General features: G+C 65.4%; 15 protein-coding genes. 8 read left to right on the plus strand and 7 right to left on the minus strand.

What is annotated here, in order from left to right; genetic code table 11:
- Positions 1-46: 46 nt before the first annotated feature.
- Both NV2_RS29470 and NV2_RS29475 read right to left on the minus strand, forming a co-directional pair.
- Positions 47-391, minus strand: a complete 345-nt coding sequence (locus NV2_RS29470) for an SHOCT domain-containing protein (protein WP_067881872.1) — start codon at positions 389-391, stop codon at positions 47-49.
- A 9-nt stretch (positions 392-400) separates the two neighbouring features.
- The gene (locus NV2_RS29475; protein ID WP_067881946.1) at positions 401-820 is read right to left on the minus strand and encodes a DUF6325 family protein; all 420 of its coding nucleotides are present in this window, start codon (positions 818-820) and stop codon (positions 401-403) included.
- Positions 821-973: 153 nt separating this feature from the next.
- Between NV2_RS29475 and NV2_RS29480 the strand changes: the two genes are divergently transcribed.
- From NV2_RS29480 to NV2_RS29495, 4 genes are read left to right on the plus strand one after another with little or no spacing between them, the layout of a single operon-like run.
- Positions 974-1462 carry a DUF1269 domain-containing protein gene (locus NV2_RS29480; RefSeq protein WP_067881876.1) on the plus strand — a complete coding sequence of 163 codons (489 nt, stop codon included), beginning with the start codon at positions 974-976 and terminating at the stop codon, positions 1460-1462.
- Between the two features lie 22 nt (positions 1463-1484).
- Entirely contained in the window at positions 1485-2624 is a 1140-nt protein-coding gene (locus NV2_RS29485) for an AI-2E family transporter (RefSeq protein WP_067881879.1), read from the plus strand.
- A 34-nt stretch (positions 2625-2658) separates the two neighbouring features.
- The gene (locus tag NV2_RS29490) at positions 2659-3318 is read left to right on the plus strand and encodes a GAP family protein (RefSeq protein WP_067881882.1); all 660 of its coding nucleotides are present in this window, start codon (positions 2659-2661) and stop codon (positions 3316-3318) included.
- Positions 3319-3356: 38 nt separating this feature from the next.
- Positions 3357-5045 (plus strand): SulP family inorganic anion transporter, encoded by a 1689-nt coding sequence (locus NV2_RS29495; protein WP_067881949.1) that lies wholly within the window; start codon positions 3357-3359, stop codon positions 5043-5045.
- Positions 5046-5116: 71 nt separating this feature from the next.
- Here NV2_RS29495 and NV2_RS29500 read toward each other — a convergent pair whose 3' ends face one another.
- The gene (locus tag NV2_RS29500; protein ID WP_067881885.1) at positions 5117-5350 is read right to left on the minus strand and encodes a lipopolysaccharide assembly protein LapA domain-containing protein; all 234 of its coding nucleotides are present in this window, start codon (positions 5348-5350) and stop codon (positions 5117-5119) included.
- A gap of 227 nt (positions 5351-5577) precedes the next feature.
- Between NV2_RS29500 and NV2_RS29505 the strand changes: the two genes are divergently transcribed.
- The 4 genes from NV2_RS29505 to NV2_RS29520 are packed head-to-tail and all read left to right on the plus strand — an operon-like array spanning position 5578 to position 11267.
- Positions 5578-6777, plus strand: coding sequence for an NAD-dependent epimerase/dehydratase family protein (locus tag NV2_RS29505; protein WP_067881952.1), 1200 nt, complete (start codon positions 5578-5580; stop codon positions 6775-6777).
- Positions 6770-8647, plus strand: coding sequence for a hypothetical protein (locus NV2_RS29510; RefSeq protein WP_067881888.1), 1878 nt, complete (start codon positions 6770-6772; stop codon positions 8645-8647). Before NV2_RS29505 ends, NV2_RS29510 begins: the two co-directional genes overlap by 8 nt.
- Complete coding sequence (locus tag NV2_RS29515; protein WP_084475696.1) at positions 8644-10620, plus strand: glycosyltransferase family 2 protein; 1977 nt, start codon at positions 8644-8646, stop codon at positions 10618-10620. The genes NV2_RS29510 and NV2_RS29515 overlap by 4 nt, the downstream gene beginning before the upstream one ends.
- Positions 10621-10655: 35 nt before the next feature.
- Positions 10656-11267: a hypothetical protein gene (locus NV2_RS29520; protein ID WP_067881954.1), complete on the plus strand. Its 612-nt coding sequence runs from the start codon at positions 10656-10658 to the stop codon at positions 11265-11267.
- Positions 11268-11287: 20 nt separating this feature from the next.
- On the opposite strand, the gene NV2_RS29525 is transcribed toward NV2_RS29520, so the two are convergent.
- The 4 genes from NV2_RS29525 to NV2_RS29540 all read right to left on the minus strand — a co-directional run bounded on the left by NV2_RS29525 (position 11288) and on the right by NV2_RS29540 (position 14340).
- Positions 11288-11584 (minus strand): hypothetical protein, encoded by a 297-nt coding sequence (locus tag NV2_RS29525; protein ID WP_067881891.1) that lies wholly within the window; start codon positions 11582-11584, stop codon positions 11288-11290.
- 111 nt (positions 11585-11695) lie between these two features.
- A complete protein-coding gene (locus NV2_RS29530; protein ID WP_067881894.1) occupies positions 11696-12655 on the minus strand; it encodes a DUF389 domain-containing protein in 960 nt (319 codons plus the stop codon).
- Between the two features lie 79 nt (positions 12656-12734).
- Entirely contained in the window at positions 12735-13352 is a 618-nt protein-coding gene (locus NV2_RS29535) for a PepSY domain-containing protein (RefSeq protein WP_067881898.1), read from the minus strand.
- Positions 13353-13458: 106 nt separating this feature from the next.
- Positions 13459-14340, minus strand: coding sequence for a DUF4396 domain-containing protein (locus NV2_RS29540; protein WP_210749306.1), 882 nt, complete (start codon positions 14338-14340; stop codon positions 13459-13461).
- Positions 14341-14491 lie beyond the last annotated feature (151 nt).

Here is a 14491-nt window from a genome sequence, read left to right on the forward strand (position 1 = left end):
CTAATCGTGCCGGCACGGGGTCGCGGGCGTAGAGCGACTATTGCACTCAGCCCAGCAACTGTGCCTTCGCCGTGGCGAACTCCTGGTCCGACAGCACGCCGGTCTGATGGAGCTGCCCCAACTGCTGCAGCTTCGCGACCAGGTCTTCGCCGGTATCGGGCGCGGGGGCTGGTGCTGGGGGAGCGGCATACTGAGTCGGTGCGTACTGCGCCTGTTGTGCCTCGTAGGCTTGTTCCTGCTGCTGGCTATAGGCCTGCTGTTCGGCCCCGCGTCGCTGGGCCCGCCGGTCCACGGCATTGGCAGTGGCTCGTGCGGTGCCTGCCACGACCGCGGTGCGTGCCACCGTGCCGAGCAGACCGGGCCGACCGATTCGTCCACCTCGAAAGACCATAGGAATCTCCTACCGGGCGGCGAGCGCCGCATCGACGGCGTCGCGGGGTACTTGTATCTGCAGGGCGAGCTCACCGCCGGACTCGCGGACGGTGCCGGCGAGGCTGCGCGCCCAGGTTTCCTCGTAGGCCACGACGAGTGCAGCGGTTTCGGGTTCGAGGAGCTCGCGAACCAGTTCCAGATCGTCGTCGCTGATCAGCCCCTGCGGATCTACGTGCAGCTCATCGAGTCCGACCTGGCTCATCGGTTCGTCCACTTCTACCTGACTCACTTCACCCGTGGCGCTCTTGGCGAGATAGATCAGGTCGATGATGGTTACGACACCTTGGTCCACCACCTCACGCAGGCTCTGCACCACCGCATAGGGGACTCGCTGACCGGGAAAGGTCAGCACCGCCACTTCGACCGGTCCGAGATTGTTGTCGACCATGCCCGCATTGTGCGTCGGACGCTCGCAGGCGCGCTTCATCCGATGCGGGTGAACAACAGTCACCGATGTCGGTTCATCCGCAACGTGTGAGGTGGCCACCGCCGGTGGTCCCGTAGCGTCGCGTCCCTGCGCACCCGGTACGAGGAGGCGAGTATGGCGGCAACGTTGACAGTGTGGCGGTTCCCCACCGACACCGGCGCGGATACCGCAGTGCACACATTGCAGGAATTGCAGGCAGAACGGTTGATCACGGTCCACGATGCCGCCGTCGTGAGCTGGGCCGAGGGCGCCCCCAAACCGAAGACCGCGCAGCACAACAAGTTCTCCCGGCTCGGTGCACTGAGCGGCTCGTTCTGGGGCCTGCTGTTCGGCATCATCTTCTTCGTCCCGCTGATCGGTACGGCAGTCGGCGCGGGTATGGGCGCGCTCAGTGGCGCGCTGACCGACGTCGGCATCGACAAGTCGTTCATCGCCCGCGTGCGGGAGCAAGTGACGCCGGGAACGTCGGCGTTGTTCGTGCTGACCTCGGATGCGGTACTCGACCGCGTACACGACCGTTTCCATGGCCAGCACCCCGAATTGGTGTCGACCAATATGTCGCTCGAACAGGAAGACCGGCTGCGCTCGGTTTTCACCGATTGATGCGTGAGCGTAGGGAGAACCGATGCGCAAACGAGGTGATCCGGAACGGCCGGTCCGAACAGCCCCGGCAGTAACCGCCGGATCGTGGTCGATACCGCGTGGCCTGATCGTCGTACTGGCCGCGGCCGCGACAGTGGTGGCGATCGCTGGAATGAAATCCTTTGCGGGCGTCTTGGGCCCGGCCTTCCTCGCCTTGATGCTCACGGTCGCGGTACAGCCCCTTCAAGGATGGGTGCAGCGGCGGGGCCTGAGGCCGTGGGTGGGGATGGTCGCCGCTGTGGTTGCGGTGGTGGTGATACTCGTAGCCTTGGTAGGCGCGCTGGTCCTGTCGGCCGCGCAACTGGCCACCCAATTGCCCGAATACAGTGACCGTGTCGACGAACTGCTGGATGGCGTTCGCACGAAACTGTCCGATGCGGGTGTGGACTCCGAACAGATTCACAACATGCTGGGGGCATTGGATGTCAACAAGCTGGTAGTAGTGCTCGAGGATGTGCTGCGTGGCCTGCTCGGGGTGGCGTCGAATCTGATCTTCGTGGTCGCGCTGCTGTTGTTCATGGCGATCGACGGAATGATCATCGGGAAGAAGATGACTGTCGTCGCCACGGTGCGTCCCGAGATCGCCTACGCACTCGAGGCTTTCGCGCGGGGGACGCGCAAATACCTCGTGGTGTCGACGGTGTTCGGGCTGATCGTCGGTGTTTTCGACGGTGTCGCGCTGTGGTGGATGGGCGTTCCGCTTCCGGTGCTGTGGGCGCTGCTGTCTTTCATCACCAACTACATACCGAATATCGGATTCGTGATCGGTGTGGTGCCGCCCGCGCTGCTGGCCCTGCTGGACAGCGGGCCGATACTGATGCTCTGGGTGATCGTCGTCTACTGCGTGATCAACTTCGTTATTCAGTCGATCATCCAGCCGAAATACGTCGGCGATTCGGTCGGGCTGGGAGTAACGGTGACATTTCTGTCGCTGGTGTTCTGGTCGTGGGTGCTGGGCGCGCTGGGCGCCCTGCTGGCCATTCCGCTGACCTTGTTGGTGAAGGCCGTCGTGCTGGACATCGATCCGACGACTCGATGGGTGAATACGCTGATCTCGGACAAGGCGCCTGCCCCGGAGGAATCCGATGGGACTCAGCGTCCCGAGTTCACCCGAAACGTGTGACGTCACCGGCCCACCGCACCGATACCGTGCGCCTATGGGCACTGTTCTGGGTGAGCTGCTCCCGCTGGCGGTGGGCGTGGCGATCTCACCTATCCCCATTGTTGCCGCGATTCTGATCATTCTCTCGGCCGGAGTGGGCAGGGTCGGGCCCGGATTCGCGCTCGGCTGGGTGCTCGGAATCATCGTCGCCACTACGGTATTCGTGTTGCTGTCGGGCGCCCTGTCCGGCTCCGAGGACAAGGAACCGTCCAGTGCGGTGGGCTGGATAAAGATCGTGCTGGGAATCGTGCTGCTCGGATTGGCTGCGACGCAGTGGCGTGCTCGCTCGAACTCCGAAACTCCAGGGTGGATGCGGGCGATCGACACGCTCAGTCCCCTCGGCGCGGTCGGACTGGGCGCGATGCTGGCGGCAGTGAACCCGAAGAACCTGCTGCTGTGCATTTCGGCGGGCGTGGCGATCGGCACCGGCTCGCTCGGCGCCGGACAGCAGGTGGTCGCGGTGATCGTGTTCACCGTGCTGGCGGCGGCGAGCGTGCTCGTGGTGGTGGTGGGCTATTTGCTGGCGGCCGACCGCCTGCGGGGACCGCTGGACGGTGCCCGGCAGTGGTTGCAGGACAACAACCATGTCGTGATGGCGATCGTGCTGCTGGTGATGGGCGCCGTGGTGCTCGGCAAGGGTATCGGCGGCGTGTAACGGATCGGATTGGTGGACGAGCAGTGGCCGGACGGTGGATGATCTTCGAGTCCTTGGCGGGCTATCGGCCGCAGTGGCTGCGTGCCGATGTGGTCGCCGGGTTGACGGTGTGGGCCGTGCTGGTTCCGGAAGCGCTGGCCTACGCCTCGATCGCCGGAGTCCCGCCGGTTGTCGGTCTCTACGCCGCGGTTCCGTCCCTGATCCTGTACGCCTTCGCCGGTAGTTCACGCCACCTGGTCGTCGGACCCATGTCGGCGACCGCTGCCCTCTCTGCCGCGATCGTGACACCGATGGCCGGTGCCGACAGCGGCAGGTTTCTCGCCTTGTCAACCGGATTGGCCATCGCGACCGGAATTGTGGGTCTCGTAGCCGGTGCGATCCGGCTGGGCTTCATCGCGAACTTCATCTCCGAACCCGTCCTCAAAGGTTTCATCGTCGGGCTGGCGCTGACCATCATCATCGGGCAGGTGCCGAAGCTGTTCGGCATCCACAAACATGAGGGTGACTTCTTCGAACAGGCGTGGGGCGTGCTCACCGATCTGGGCGATACCCAGTGGCGCACGCTGGTGGTCGGGTTGGTGAGCTTGGCGATCGTGCTCGCGGTGAAACGCTGGCTGCCGTTGATCCCCGGATCGCTATTGGCCGTACTCATCGGCATCGTCGCAGTCGCGTTGTTGAATTTGGAGGACAAGGGTGTTGCGATCGTCGGTCATATCGACGCAGGTTTGCCCTCCCTGGGGCTACCCGGCGGCATCGGATTCGGCGATTACATCGATCTGCTGGGCCCGGCTGTCGGCGTACTACTCATCGGATTCGCCGAGGGGCTCGGTGCGGCGAAAACCTATGCGGCGAAGGCCGGCTACCAAGTCGATGCCAATCGAGAACTGCTCGGCCTGGGGGCGGCGAATCTCGGTTCGGGACTGGCCTCGGGCATGGTCGTCAACGGAAGTCTGTCCAAGACAGCGGTCAACGGATCGGCCGGTGCCAAAACTCAGGTCAGCGGCCTGGTGGTGGCTGCACTCACCATCTTGACGCTACTGTTCCTCACCGGTCTGTTCGAAAAGTTGCCGGAAGCGACCCTGGCCGGCGTGGTGATCGCGGCGGTGATCGAACTGGTCGATTTCGCCGCATTGCGGCGGCTGTACCGGGTGTGGACGCAGCGGCTCGGTGGTATCTACGGCAAGGCCGCGCGAGCGGACTTCACCGCCGCGGTGGCGGCAATGGCCGGGGTACTGCTGTTCGATACCCTGCCCGGGTTGCTGATCGGCGTGGGCATTTCCATTGTGCTGCTGGTTTACCGGACTTCGCGGCCGCATGTCGCACGGGTGGTGCGTAGCGGCACGTTGTGGGTGGACGCACAGCGTCATCCGGAACTCGCGGCACGGCCCGATCTGCTGGTGATCCGCGTCGAGGCGGGTTTGTTCTTCGCCAACGCCGATTACGTCCGCGAACGGGTGGAACAGCTGTGTACGGACCGGACTCGGCTGGTCGTCCTCGACGCCGAAACGTCACCCAGTATCGATGTCACCGCGGCCGCCATGCTGGCCGACCTGCGCCGCGATCTCGCTCGCCGCAGAATAGAGTTCCGGATCGCGCGGTCCATCGGACAATTCGGGGACGCGTTCGAAACCGCGGAATCCGGCAGCGGCGCACCGGGTTTGTACCCGACCGTCGCCGCTGCCATCGCCGATCTACCCGATGTCCCACAACCGTCGAACGACAGCTGACCGCCCATTCGGTGGTCGTCTACCGGCGAGGTCGCAAGAGCTGTCCGGTTCGACGAAGTTCGTGTTTCGAGTCAGCGCCGCGCGCGGCGGGTGCGCAGGGTCAGCAGCCCGGCGAGCCAGCCCACGACGAAGATGATCAGCAGGACCAGCCACATCGGTGACGTAATGGTGACCATCAGGATGTTGATGTCGACGCGGTGATGATTCTGGACGATGAAGATGATCGCCAGCACCGCCAACACGATCGCGACCCACTGGGCCGGCGAAATCCGGGAGAGCCCGGAGGGCTTCGTAGTCTGCTCCATGATTGTTCTCCTGTGCACGGGGCGGCATGTATCGGTGACTGTGCCCGGGTGATGCATCCGGCGCATCACCCTCTACGGATGAGCGGCCCTCGGCCCTCGAGCCGAATCACCCGTCGCGGGTGAAGCCTGCTGCGCGGATCAATGGCACCTTTACCGATGAAATCGCATTCGACATTGCAGTGACAGTTGCAACTGCACGGCTCGTGACCGACGGGGAAGAGGCACCGATGCGAACATTGATCTTCGGCGGAGACGGATTCTGCGGGTGGCCCAGCGCCTTGCACTTGTCGGCGCACGGCCACGAGGTCACCATCGTCGACAGTCTGGTGCGCCGCCGGATCGATACCGAACTCGGGGTGCAATCGTTGACCCCGATCACCTCACTGTCCGAGCGACTCCAGGCGTGGCACGCGGTGACCGGCAACGAGATCGTCTGGCACTCCTTCGATCTCGCGAACGATTACGCACAATTGACCGAACTGCTCGCGTCGTTGCACCCGGATGCGATAGTGCATTTCGCGGAACAGCGGTCCGCGCCGTACTCGATGAAATCGCCTGCGCACAAGCGGTATACGGTCGACAACAATCTCAATGCCACGCACAACCTGCTGGCCGCGGTGGTCGAAGTCGGTTCCGATGCCCACATCGTGCACCTGGGGTCCATGGGCGTCTACGGCTACGAATCCGTTCCGGTCGACCTGCCGGAGGGGTATCTCACCGTGAGTTATCCCGACCGGACCGGCCACTCGCAGACGCGGGAGATCCTGTATCCCACCCAGCCGGGAAGTGTGTATCACCTGACCAAGTCGATGGACCAGTTGCTGTTTCAGTTCTATGCCCGCAACGACGGGGTGCGGATCACGGACCTGCATCAGGGCATCGTCTGGGGGACACAGACCGAAGAGACCGCACTCGATCTGCGCCTGATCAATCGCTTCGATTACGACGGTGACTACGGCACCGTCCTCAACCGCTTTCTGATGGAAGCGGCCATCGGCTACCCGCTGACCGTGTACGGCACCGGCGGGCAAACCCGTGCCTTCATCAACATTCGCGACACCGTGCACTGCATTCGCCTGGCCGCAGAATCGGGCAGCCACGTCGACGGACGGGTCCGGGTGATGAATCAGATGACCGAGACGCATCGGGTAGTAGATCTCGCGCGGCTGGTCGCCGACATCACAGGAGCGCAGGTGCAGCTGCTGGCCGATCCCAGGGAGGAAGCCGAGGAGAACGAACTGCAAGTCTGCAACGACCACCTGCTGGGGCTCGGCTTGGAACCGACCAGGCTCGCCTCGGGGCTGTTACAGGAGTCGGCCGATATTGCCCGGCGCTTCGCCCACCGGGTCGATATGACCCGGATTCCGTGCCGATCGTATTGGACCCGCGAGCGTGAGTCCGCCGCCGCGGAGCACGCCTATGGCTGATGAGGACCGCAGCCCGGACCGAGATGAGCAGCCGCCGCCGCAGCCCCGGTACTTCGCCGGTGAGAAGGGGCGGACCGTCCCGCGCTCGGCATGGTGGGTCCTCGCGGTGGCGTGCGTGTTGTTGCTGTTGTTCTTCATATTCCGGCCGAGCTGGTTCACTCATCCTCCCGACGACGACGCGTTGCATGTGCCCGCCGACCGCCATTTCACGAAAACCCTGGCCGGACTGGGGCATGCGGACGGCATCCGGCTCGACGACGACACACCGTCGACGAGTTTCCTGGTGACACTGCCGGTCGACTCCACCGCACGACAAACCCGGCTGAAGCTGACCGGAACCACCCAGGTCGCCGAGGACAGCACCGTATTCCTGGCCGTATCGGTGGACGGTCAGGAGGTCTTCCGCAACGAACTGCCGCGCGGAGACCACGATCTCGACGAAAAGGTCGAGGTGCCCTCCGGCGCGGCCGCCGACGGCCGGGTCCGGGTGCGGATCGAAACCAGCGGCACCCTGCACTCGCAGCAGTGCGCGTCGGACCACGCGGCCGGGATGCTGATCCACCTCGATCCGGACACCGTGCTCGAGGCCGCACTCGACACTCGTATCCATACCGTTCGCGATGTCGTCGCCGCCTGGGACCGGCAGCTGACACTGGTGGTGACCGATCAGAGCGACCCGTGGCGTACCGCGGCCGCACAGCTGGGAATTCGCCTCACCCGTGTCGGCTACCACGCCACCTTCTCTGGACCGCGCCCCGACACCGATGCGGCCGGCACCGTGGTGATCGGACCGGCCGAGCGACTGGGTTCCGCCGGCTGGACCGGGGATCCCACCGGAGGCCCCGTCGTGGTCGGCACGGTCGACGATGCCCCTGTCCTCGCGATCGTCGCGCCAGACGCCGCCGTGATATCCCGATTTCTGACCGGACCGGCGATGGTCACCGCCGACGACGCAGCAACCGACCCCCGCACTGTGCCCCTCGCGCCATCCACCGGGAATCAGGTCGGCTTCGGCAGTCTCGGTGCCGATCTCGCCCCGGCACGGATCACCGACAGCCACATCTGGCGGATCAACTATTCGCCGACGAATCTGCCGGGCGGCCGGCTCCCGCAGGCGGCGCGCCTCGCGTTCCAGCTGCCGGCCTCGCCGGACGATCTGACCTGGCTGCTCGACATCGAACTGAACGGGACGCTGATCGATAGTCGCCGCCTGGCCCACACCACCGAACCGATCGTCGTCCCGCTACCGCCCGCGGGGCAGGCGCTCGACAACACCCTGACCCTGACCGTGCAGCGCGACCGGGATCTCGGCGGATGTGATGTACGCCTGACGAGCTACCCGATCCAGCTGCTCGACTCCTCGGGTCTGGACCTGGGGGAGGCGCAGGGCGGCGGGCTCACGGACATACCGCGCGAATTGGCGCCGGGGTTCGATGTCTACCTTCCCGACGCCGGTACCGGGGACGTCACGGGCCTGCTCACGGCCGTCGTCCCGGTGCTCACGGAATTCGTTGCTCCGCAATTCGATCCGATGTTTCGCTGGAATGTCCCGCCGCCCCCGGACCGGCCGTTCGTGCTGATCGGGCAGAGCCCGCAGGTCGGCACACCGGCACGTATCCAGGACGGCCGGTTGCTGGCCGGGCCCGGTGCACCCGTGACCGATCTGAGTGCATTCGCCCAGGGAACCCTGGTGCAGTGCGCCACCGCCGGTGCGGGCGCCAGGGGCCTGGCGATCACGCCGGTCGGCACCACGACCGCGCCCTTGCCTGCCTTCGGCAGTGAATGCACCCATGTCCTCACCGCCGGCGGTGATTTCGTCCTCGACGCCGCCGGTGCGGTCGGTACTGCCGGTGCCGGAGGGCCGAGATGACCGACCCGGGTCCGCCGGGTTCCACACCCGTGGCAATCGCCGACCACTACCGTTCCGTAGACAGCGCGCCGGCCAAGTACGCGGTCAACCGTCCGGCGGCCGCGAGCAACGGCTTCCTGGTCACCTTCGCCGGTCTGAGTATCGTCGCCATGTGCATTCGGAACTATATGGTTCACCGGGGCACTCTGATCGAAACGCACGATCTGGTGATTCTCGCCCATGGCCGTGGCAATGTCGCAGTCCCCACCCGGCTGTTCGTCATCATCTTCTTCGTCACCTATGCCGCGTACGCCTACACGAATATCTGGCGGCGCCTGTTTCTCGGTTTCACGCTGCTGGGTAAATTCGCGATCAATTGCCTGTTCTTCGACTTTCTCGGCTGGTGGCTCGACGATAACCACATCCTCGAAGTATCGGTCGTCGGCCAGCAGGTCGCGTCCGCACTGGTCGCACTCGCGATTTTTCCGCACACCGTCATGCGGCAAGCGCAACTACCCGAACGCGGCCCGCCACCGCTCGCCCCGCGGACACCACCGAGCGCGTATCTACGCCTGCTGATCTGCGTGGTCGCTGCGATTGTCGTGGCCACCGTCGCCCAACGTGTCTTCGTCGATGCCGTATTCGATCTGCGCCGGTGGGCACTGCTGGGCGGCATCGGTCCCGGCGTATTCTTGGTCCAGCAGATTTTCGCGATCACCACCGCCTGCTTCGGGTGGCATGCGCTGAAAAGATCCCGCGGCGCGCCGTTCTCGCCGCCGGTAGGGGTGATCGTGCCGGCCCACGACGAGGCGCACGATATCGGCGCGACCATCGCCGCAGTGGACCGTGCCGCCAGGAGCTACCAGGGCCGGATCCATCTCTATGTGGTCGATAACGCCTCCACCGATGCGACCACCGCTGTTGCCGAAGCGGCGATCCGCGAGTGCGGGCGTATCACCGGCCACGTTCTGCAATGTCCGCAGCCGGGAAAGGCGATCGCCCTGAATATGGGCATCGAGCAGATCACCGAGGACTTCGTCGTGCGAATCGACGCCGACACGGTGATCGGGCCGGGCTGTCTGCAGACGGCGATGAGTCATTTCACCGATCCTCGCGTCGGTTCGGTGGGGGGTTTGCCGCTCCCGGCCCAGTTGGAGACGTGGATCGACAAGGTCCGATTGGTCGAGGTGTATTTGCGGCACGGATTCTTTCAGGTCTCGCTCGACGGTTATCAGGGAGTGCTGGGCGTTCCCGGCATGTTCGCCGTCTACCGCCGTAGCGCGTTGCAGCAGGTCGGCCCCATCGTGCAGGGAATGAACGGTGAGGACACCGATATCTGCGTCCGTTTGGACGCCGCCGGTTATCACACGGTGGCCGATCCGAAGGCGATCTATTTCAGCGAGACACCGCGGTCCTATGCTCATCTGCGGGAACAACGGGTGCGGTGGTTCCGCAGCATTTACCACATCACGGCCCACAATCGAGACACTCTGCTCGACCGCCGCTCCATGACGGGGACATTCGTGCTCCCGTTCCAGCTCGTGAACGCAGCGCGGCGCGCCATGCTCGCTCCGCTCCTGCTGTTCGCGCTCATCGCCGAATTGCCGTTCCACGCCACCTTCCCGCAGATGCAGTGGCAACCGGTGCTCGCGACGGTGCTGGGCATGCCGATGATCATGACGGTCTTCGTCTGTCTGCTCTGGCGGCCGAGCGCGCTGCGTTATGTGCCGGCCTACCTGTGTTTCCGCTTGCTGCGCAGCTACTTCACCCTCGGCGCCGCACTGAGCCTGGTGTACCCGCCGATGCACCCGCGACGACCCGCCCGCCGCAGTGGTCGGCGCGCACGTCATCGCCATCGGGCCGGCGGGCCGAATTCACCCGTGAGGGGTGAATTGCCGGCACACCGATCGAGCGAGACTGGTCGTGGTGCTGTGGATCCACGGTGCTCGGGGCCGAAGCGCTCGCGCCGTGCCTCGCGCTCCCGGCGGCCATAGGCACACGCCCGGTTCCCGATCGAAAAGAGGTGCTGATGAGCGGCATTGTTGTCGTGCTCGTCGGAGCATTGCTGTGTTTCTACGGCATCCGATCGGTACACCTCGGGGTACTGGCGATCGGGTTCGGCATCGGGTGGCTGATCGCCGACCTGTTCAACCCGTCGTTCTGGGTGCTGGTGTTGTTCGGGCTGATCGGCGCGGTGTCCTCGTGGGTGGTGACCACACTGGTGTTCAAGTTCGCCGCCTACGTGATCGGTGGACTGACCGGGGCGATGGCCGGTGCGAAACTGGCCGCGGTGCTGCAACCCGGAGACAAGAACTGGGCCCTGAGTCTGATCGTGATCCTGGCGGTCTGCGTCGCCGGTGCATTTCTCGCTGACCGCTTCCGTGCCCGTGCACTGTTGTGGCTGACCTCGATCGGTGGCGCGTCGATGATGCTCAGCGGTCTGGGGCGCATGAGTGACCACCTGGCGTTTCTGCGGTTTCCGGATACAGGATGGCAGGAGGTCTTCGCTGCCGTGGCCTGGATCGCGCTGTCGGCCGCCGGGTGGATCGTGCAGCGCCATCTGTTCGCGGACAAGCTCGAAATCCGCCACCTGGCGGTGGGAGGCGACGGCGCCGCGGGGGACGTGGCTGGCCGTAAGTAACCGTCCGCTCGAGTGGTTGGTCAGCCGTTGCCGCGGGGACTCAGGCGTTTACGCAGGTGCGAGTTCCGCCACGCGGTTCCGAACGCGACCAGTGCGGCGCAGCACAGCGTCACGCTCACCGCGACCACCACCGGTGTCACCGCTGCGCCGAAACTCCCGTGGTGGCGGCGGATCATCGCGGTGGCGACGAGTGGGCCCACCGTCACGAGTGCCGGGATCAGCAGCAGGAGTCCGATGGTCAGCGGCCGGCTCGTTCCCGGGGCGGTCCGGCTGTAGTAGGTAGGGGCAGCGAAATGCCGTCTCTGCGATACGGACACGATTCACCTCGCATTCTCGTTCGATGTTGCCGAGGCAACGGCGCCGACGTTACGACCGAAGAGCGGAATCGGCTTCGCCCCTGGCGGGTGAAATGGCTAGTTCCATCGTTGTCAGTTGTTGCCGACCCGCTGGCCGACGGTGTGCACGACAACCACGTCCGGGTCCCAGGGAACCAGATCGTCGACGGCGCGCTGCAGGTCGGCGACGGGCGGCAGCTGCTGCGGACCCAGGACGGACACGGTGGCGGTATTGCTCTGCAGCGTCACGTCGGTGACCTCCGCGCCCGGTGTCTCGCGCAGCCAGTGCTCGGCAGCGTCGGCGATCTGCCGCGACCACAGCGAGGACAGCGAATTCACGGTCATGGGTGCGGCCACGACGAGGAGCGCCACCGCGAGCACGGCGTAGGCCCGCCCCCGGTGCGCGTGGTCCGTATGCCCATAACCGGCCAGTGCGAGAACGACGGTGGTGGTGATGATCATCGCCAGCACATTCGAGGCGAACAGCACCAGCGCGCCCACCGCGAGTGCCGGGGCACCCGATCCCAGACATACCCCGACCACGCCCAGCGGCGGCACGAGCGAGATGGCGATGGCGACGCCGGGCAGCACGTCGCCGACATCGCGCCGGGTGATGGCGACGGCTGCGACCAGGCCCGTGGCAAGTGCCGCGGTCAGATCCATCAGTTTGGGCGAGGTGCGGCCCACCACTTGCGAATTGGACAGCACATCGACCGGGTTGGGCAGCACCTGTGCGAAGACGAAGCCGAGCGCGATAACCACGATCACCCCGGAGACGACCAGCAGCACGCTGCGCCCGATCAGAGGGGTGTTCCCGCTGACGATTCCCAGGCCGACGCCGAGGATGGGCACCGACAACGGTGCGACGATCATGGCGCCGATGACGGTGGCGGTGGAGTCGCCCGCGACACCGGAGATCGCGATCACCGCCGACAGCACCAGCATCGTCCAGAATGCGGAACGCTTGGCTGCTGTCGCACCGACCGCCAGATCAAGGCGATCGGTGAGCTCGTCGAGCGATCGGCGCTGGTCGGCGGGAAGCAGATGGTGCATGACCGGATCCTTCCGTCCAGCCGATCATGCGCCCGCCGCAGCAGTCGGCCTTCACCTGAACGAGGTGATTCGCCGCGCGCTACCGCCCGCCGGTGCCGGTCACCTGACCGCTGTGGGCGTCGACGGTGTAGGTGATCTCGCTGTGGTCGCTGCGCACCAGCTCGACCTGCCAGACCACGGTGCCGGCGCGGTCGGTGTCGATCTCGAGCTGGTCGAGATTCGCGTCCGGCTCACGGGCACTGGCGGTGCGCAGGGCGTCTGCTGCGCTGACCGATGTTCCGGCGAGCTTCGCGAGATCATCGCTGGGTTCCTGCGACTGGTGCTGGGATACCACCTGGTGACCCGTGCCGTCCACGATCACCTCGATCTCGTTGCCGCCGGAGGCGACCTTGGCCTCGAAGACGGCATCGGTGCCGCGCATATCGGTTTCCAGATCGAACGGTTTACCGTCCGGCGCCACGCTCGTCGCGGTATCCAGGGCAGCCAGTGCATTCGCGATCGGGGCGGAATCACCGTTCATCGTCCCGGTACCCGTCGTCGTGGTGGCGGTGGTGGGGCCCGACGTGACGGTGGGGGCCGGGGCGGCAGCTGTCGTTGTGGGGGTGGTGTCGTTCGAGTCGTCGTCGCCACATCCCGTCAGTCCGAGGACACCGCAGCCGATCACGGCGCTGCCGACCAGGAAATACTTTCCGCGCATATCCCGCCTCCCACTTTCTGTCCGGTGGACACAGTCGATTGTGAACGGCCTACCCGCGCGTGGTCGCCGCAAACGGCGGTCGCGCGCCACCCCGCGAGGCGATCCGTCAGTGGCTCATGGTGAGGTCGCCGAACAGGCCGGCGATGAGGAATCCGGCGCCGAAGACGGCGAAGCTGACCACCGTCATGACCGCGAGCTGCCCCCGGCCGACGGAAGCCGGCGAGTGTGTCCCGTGCTGCTCCGCCATATGGTGGCCGCCCTCCGGATGCTCCTGATTGCGCATCGCGGAGAACGCGGCACCCGCGAGCGCCACTCCTGCTACCAGCGGCACCGGCTGGTCGTCCGGGCGGACCGTCATCATGCCGTGTTTGAGTCCGTGGTCGACGAGCCACCAGTTCATCGGCAACGCCACCAGGAAACCGGCGCACAACGACATCGACATGACGAACCAGAATCGAGGGCCGGCAGGGCTCATATGATGCATCTGTGCCGTCATCCATGGCACCATCACGGCCGTCATTCCGCCCATCACGGCATTCATCGACAGCAACTCGGAGATGAACGTCCGTGACAGCGATTCGCGATAGCTGCCGAACATCTCCTTCATGAACAGGGCCTGGAACACGGTCCAGCCGAACAGGAAGCCGAATGCATACTCGGACAGCACCTCTGCCCACGACGGCAGGCCGAGTTGGTAGGTGATCACCGCCGCGGCGAGGATCCCGATCCCGTCACCTGCGACGCAGTGCATGGTCGACCCCACCACCTGCCGCCATTTCGCGGCGACATAGAGCTCATGTGTCCCGGGAAGTGGTTCCCGGCAGCTCAGCACGTACAGCAACGCGCCGAACAGGCCGCTGAACGCGGTGATGATGACAAAGCCCCACTTCATCACCGTGGCCTCGGGAGTGGTGCGGATATCGATGGCGACGAAGACCACGGCGATCCCGACCTGGATGAACCACAGCAGCATGACTCCGTCCAGCACGAGCGCCTCCTCACACCGCCGGCATCTCCCGCCAGTCTGTCATCGGGTACGGAGCGGTGGAGGTGGCGACACGGCCTGCGTTGTGCCTGGACCGGGAGAGACCTGGGCGGCGCCCGTCGTGCGGTGCAGTGAGGGGATCCGACACCGCGCA

Origin of the sequence: Nocardia vermiculata NBRC 100427 (assembly GCF_001613265.1) — a bacterium.
In the GTDB taxonomy this organism is placed as follows: Bacteria; Actinomycetota; Actinomycetes; order Mycobacteriales; family Mycobacteriaceae; genus Nocardia; species Nocardia vermiculata.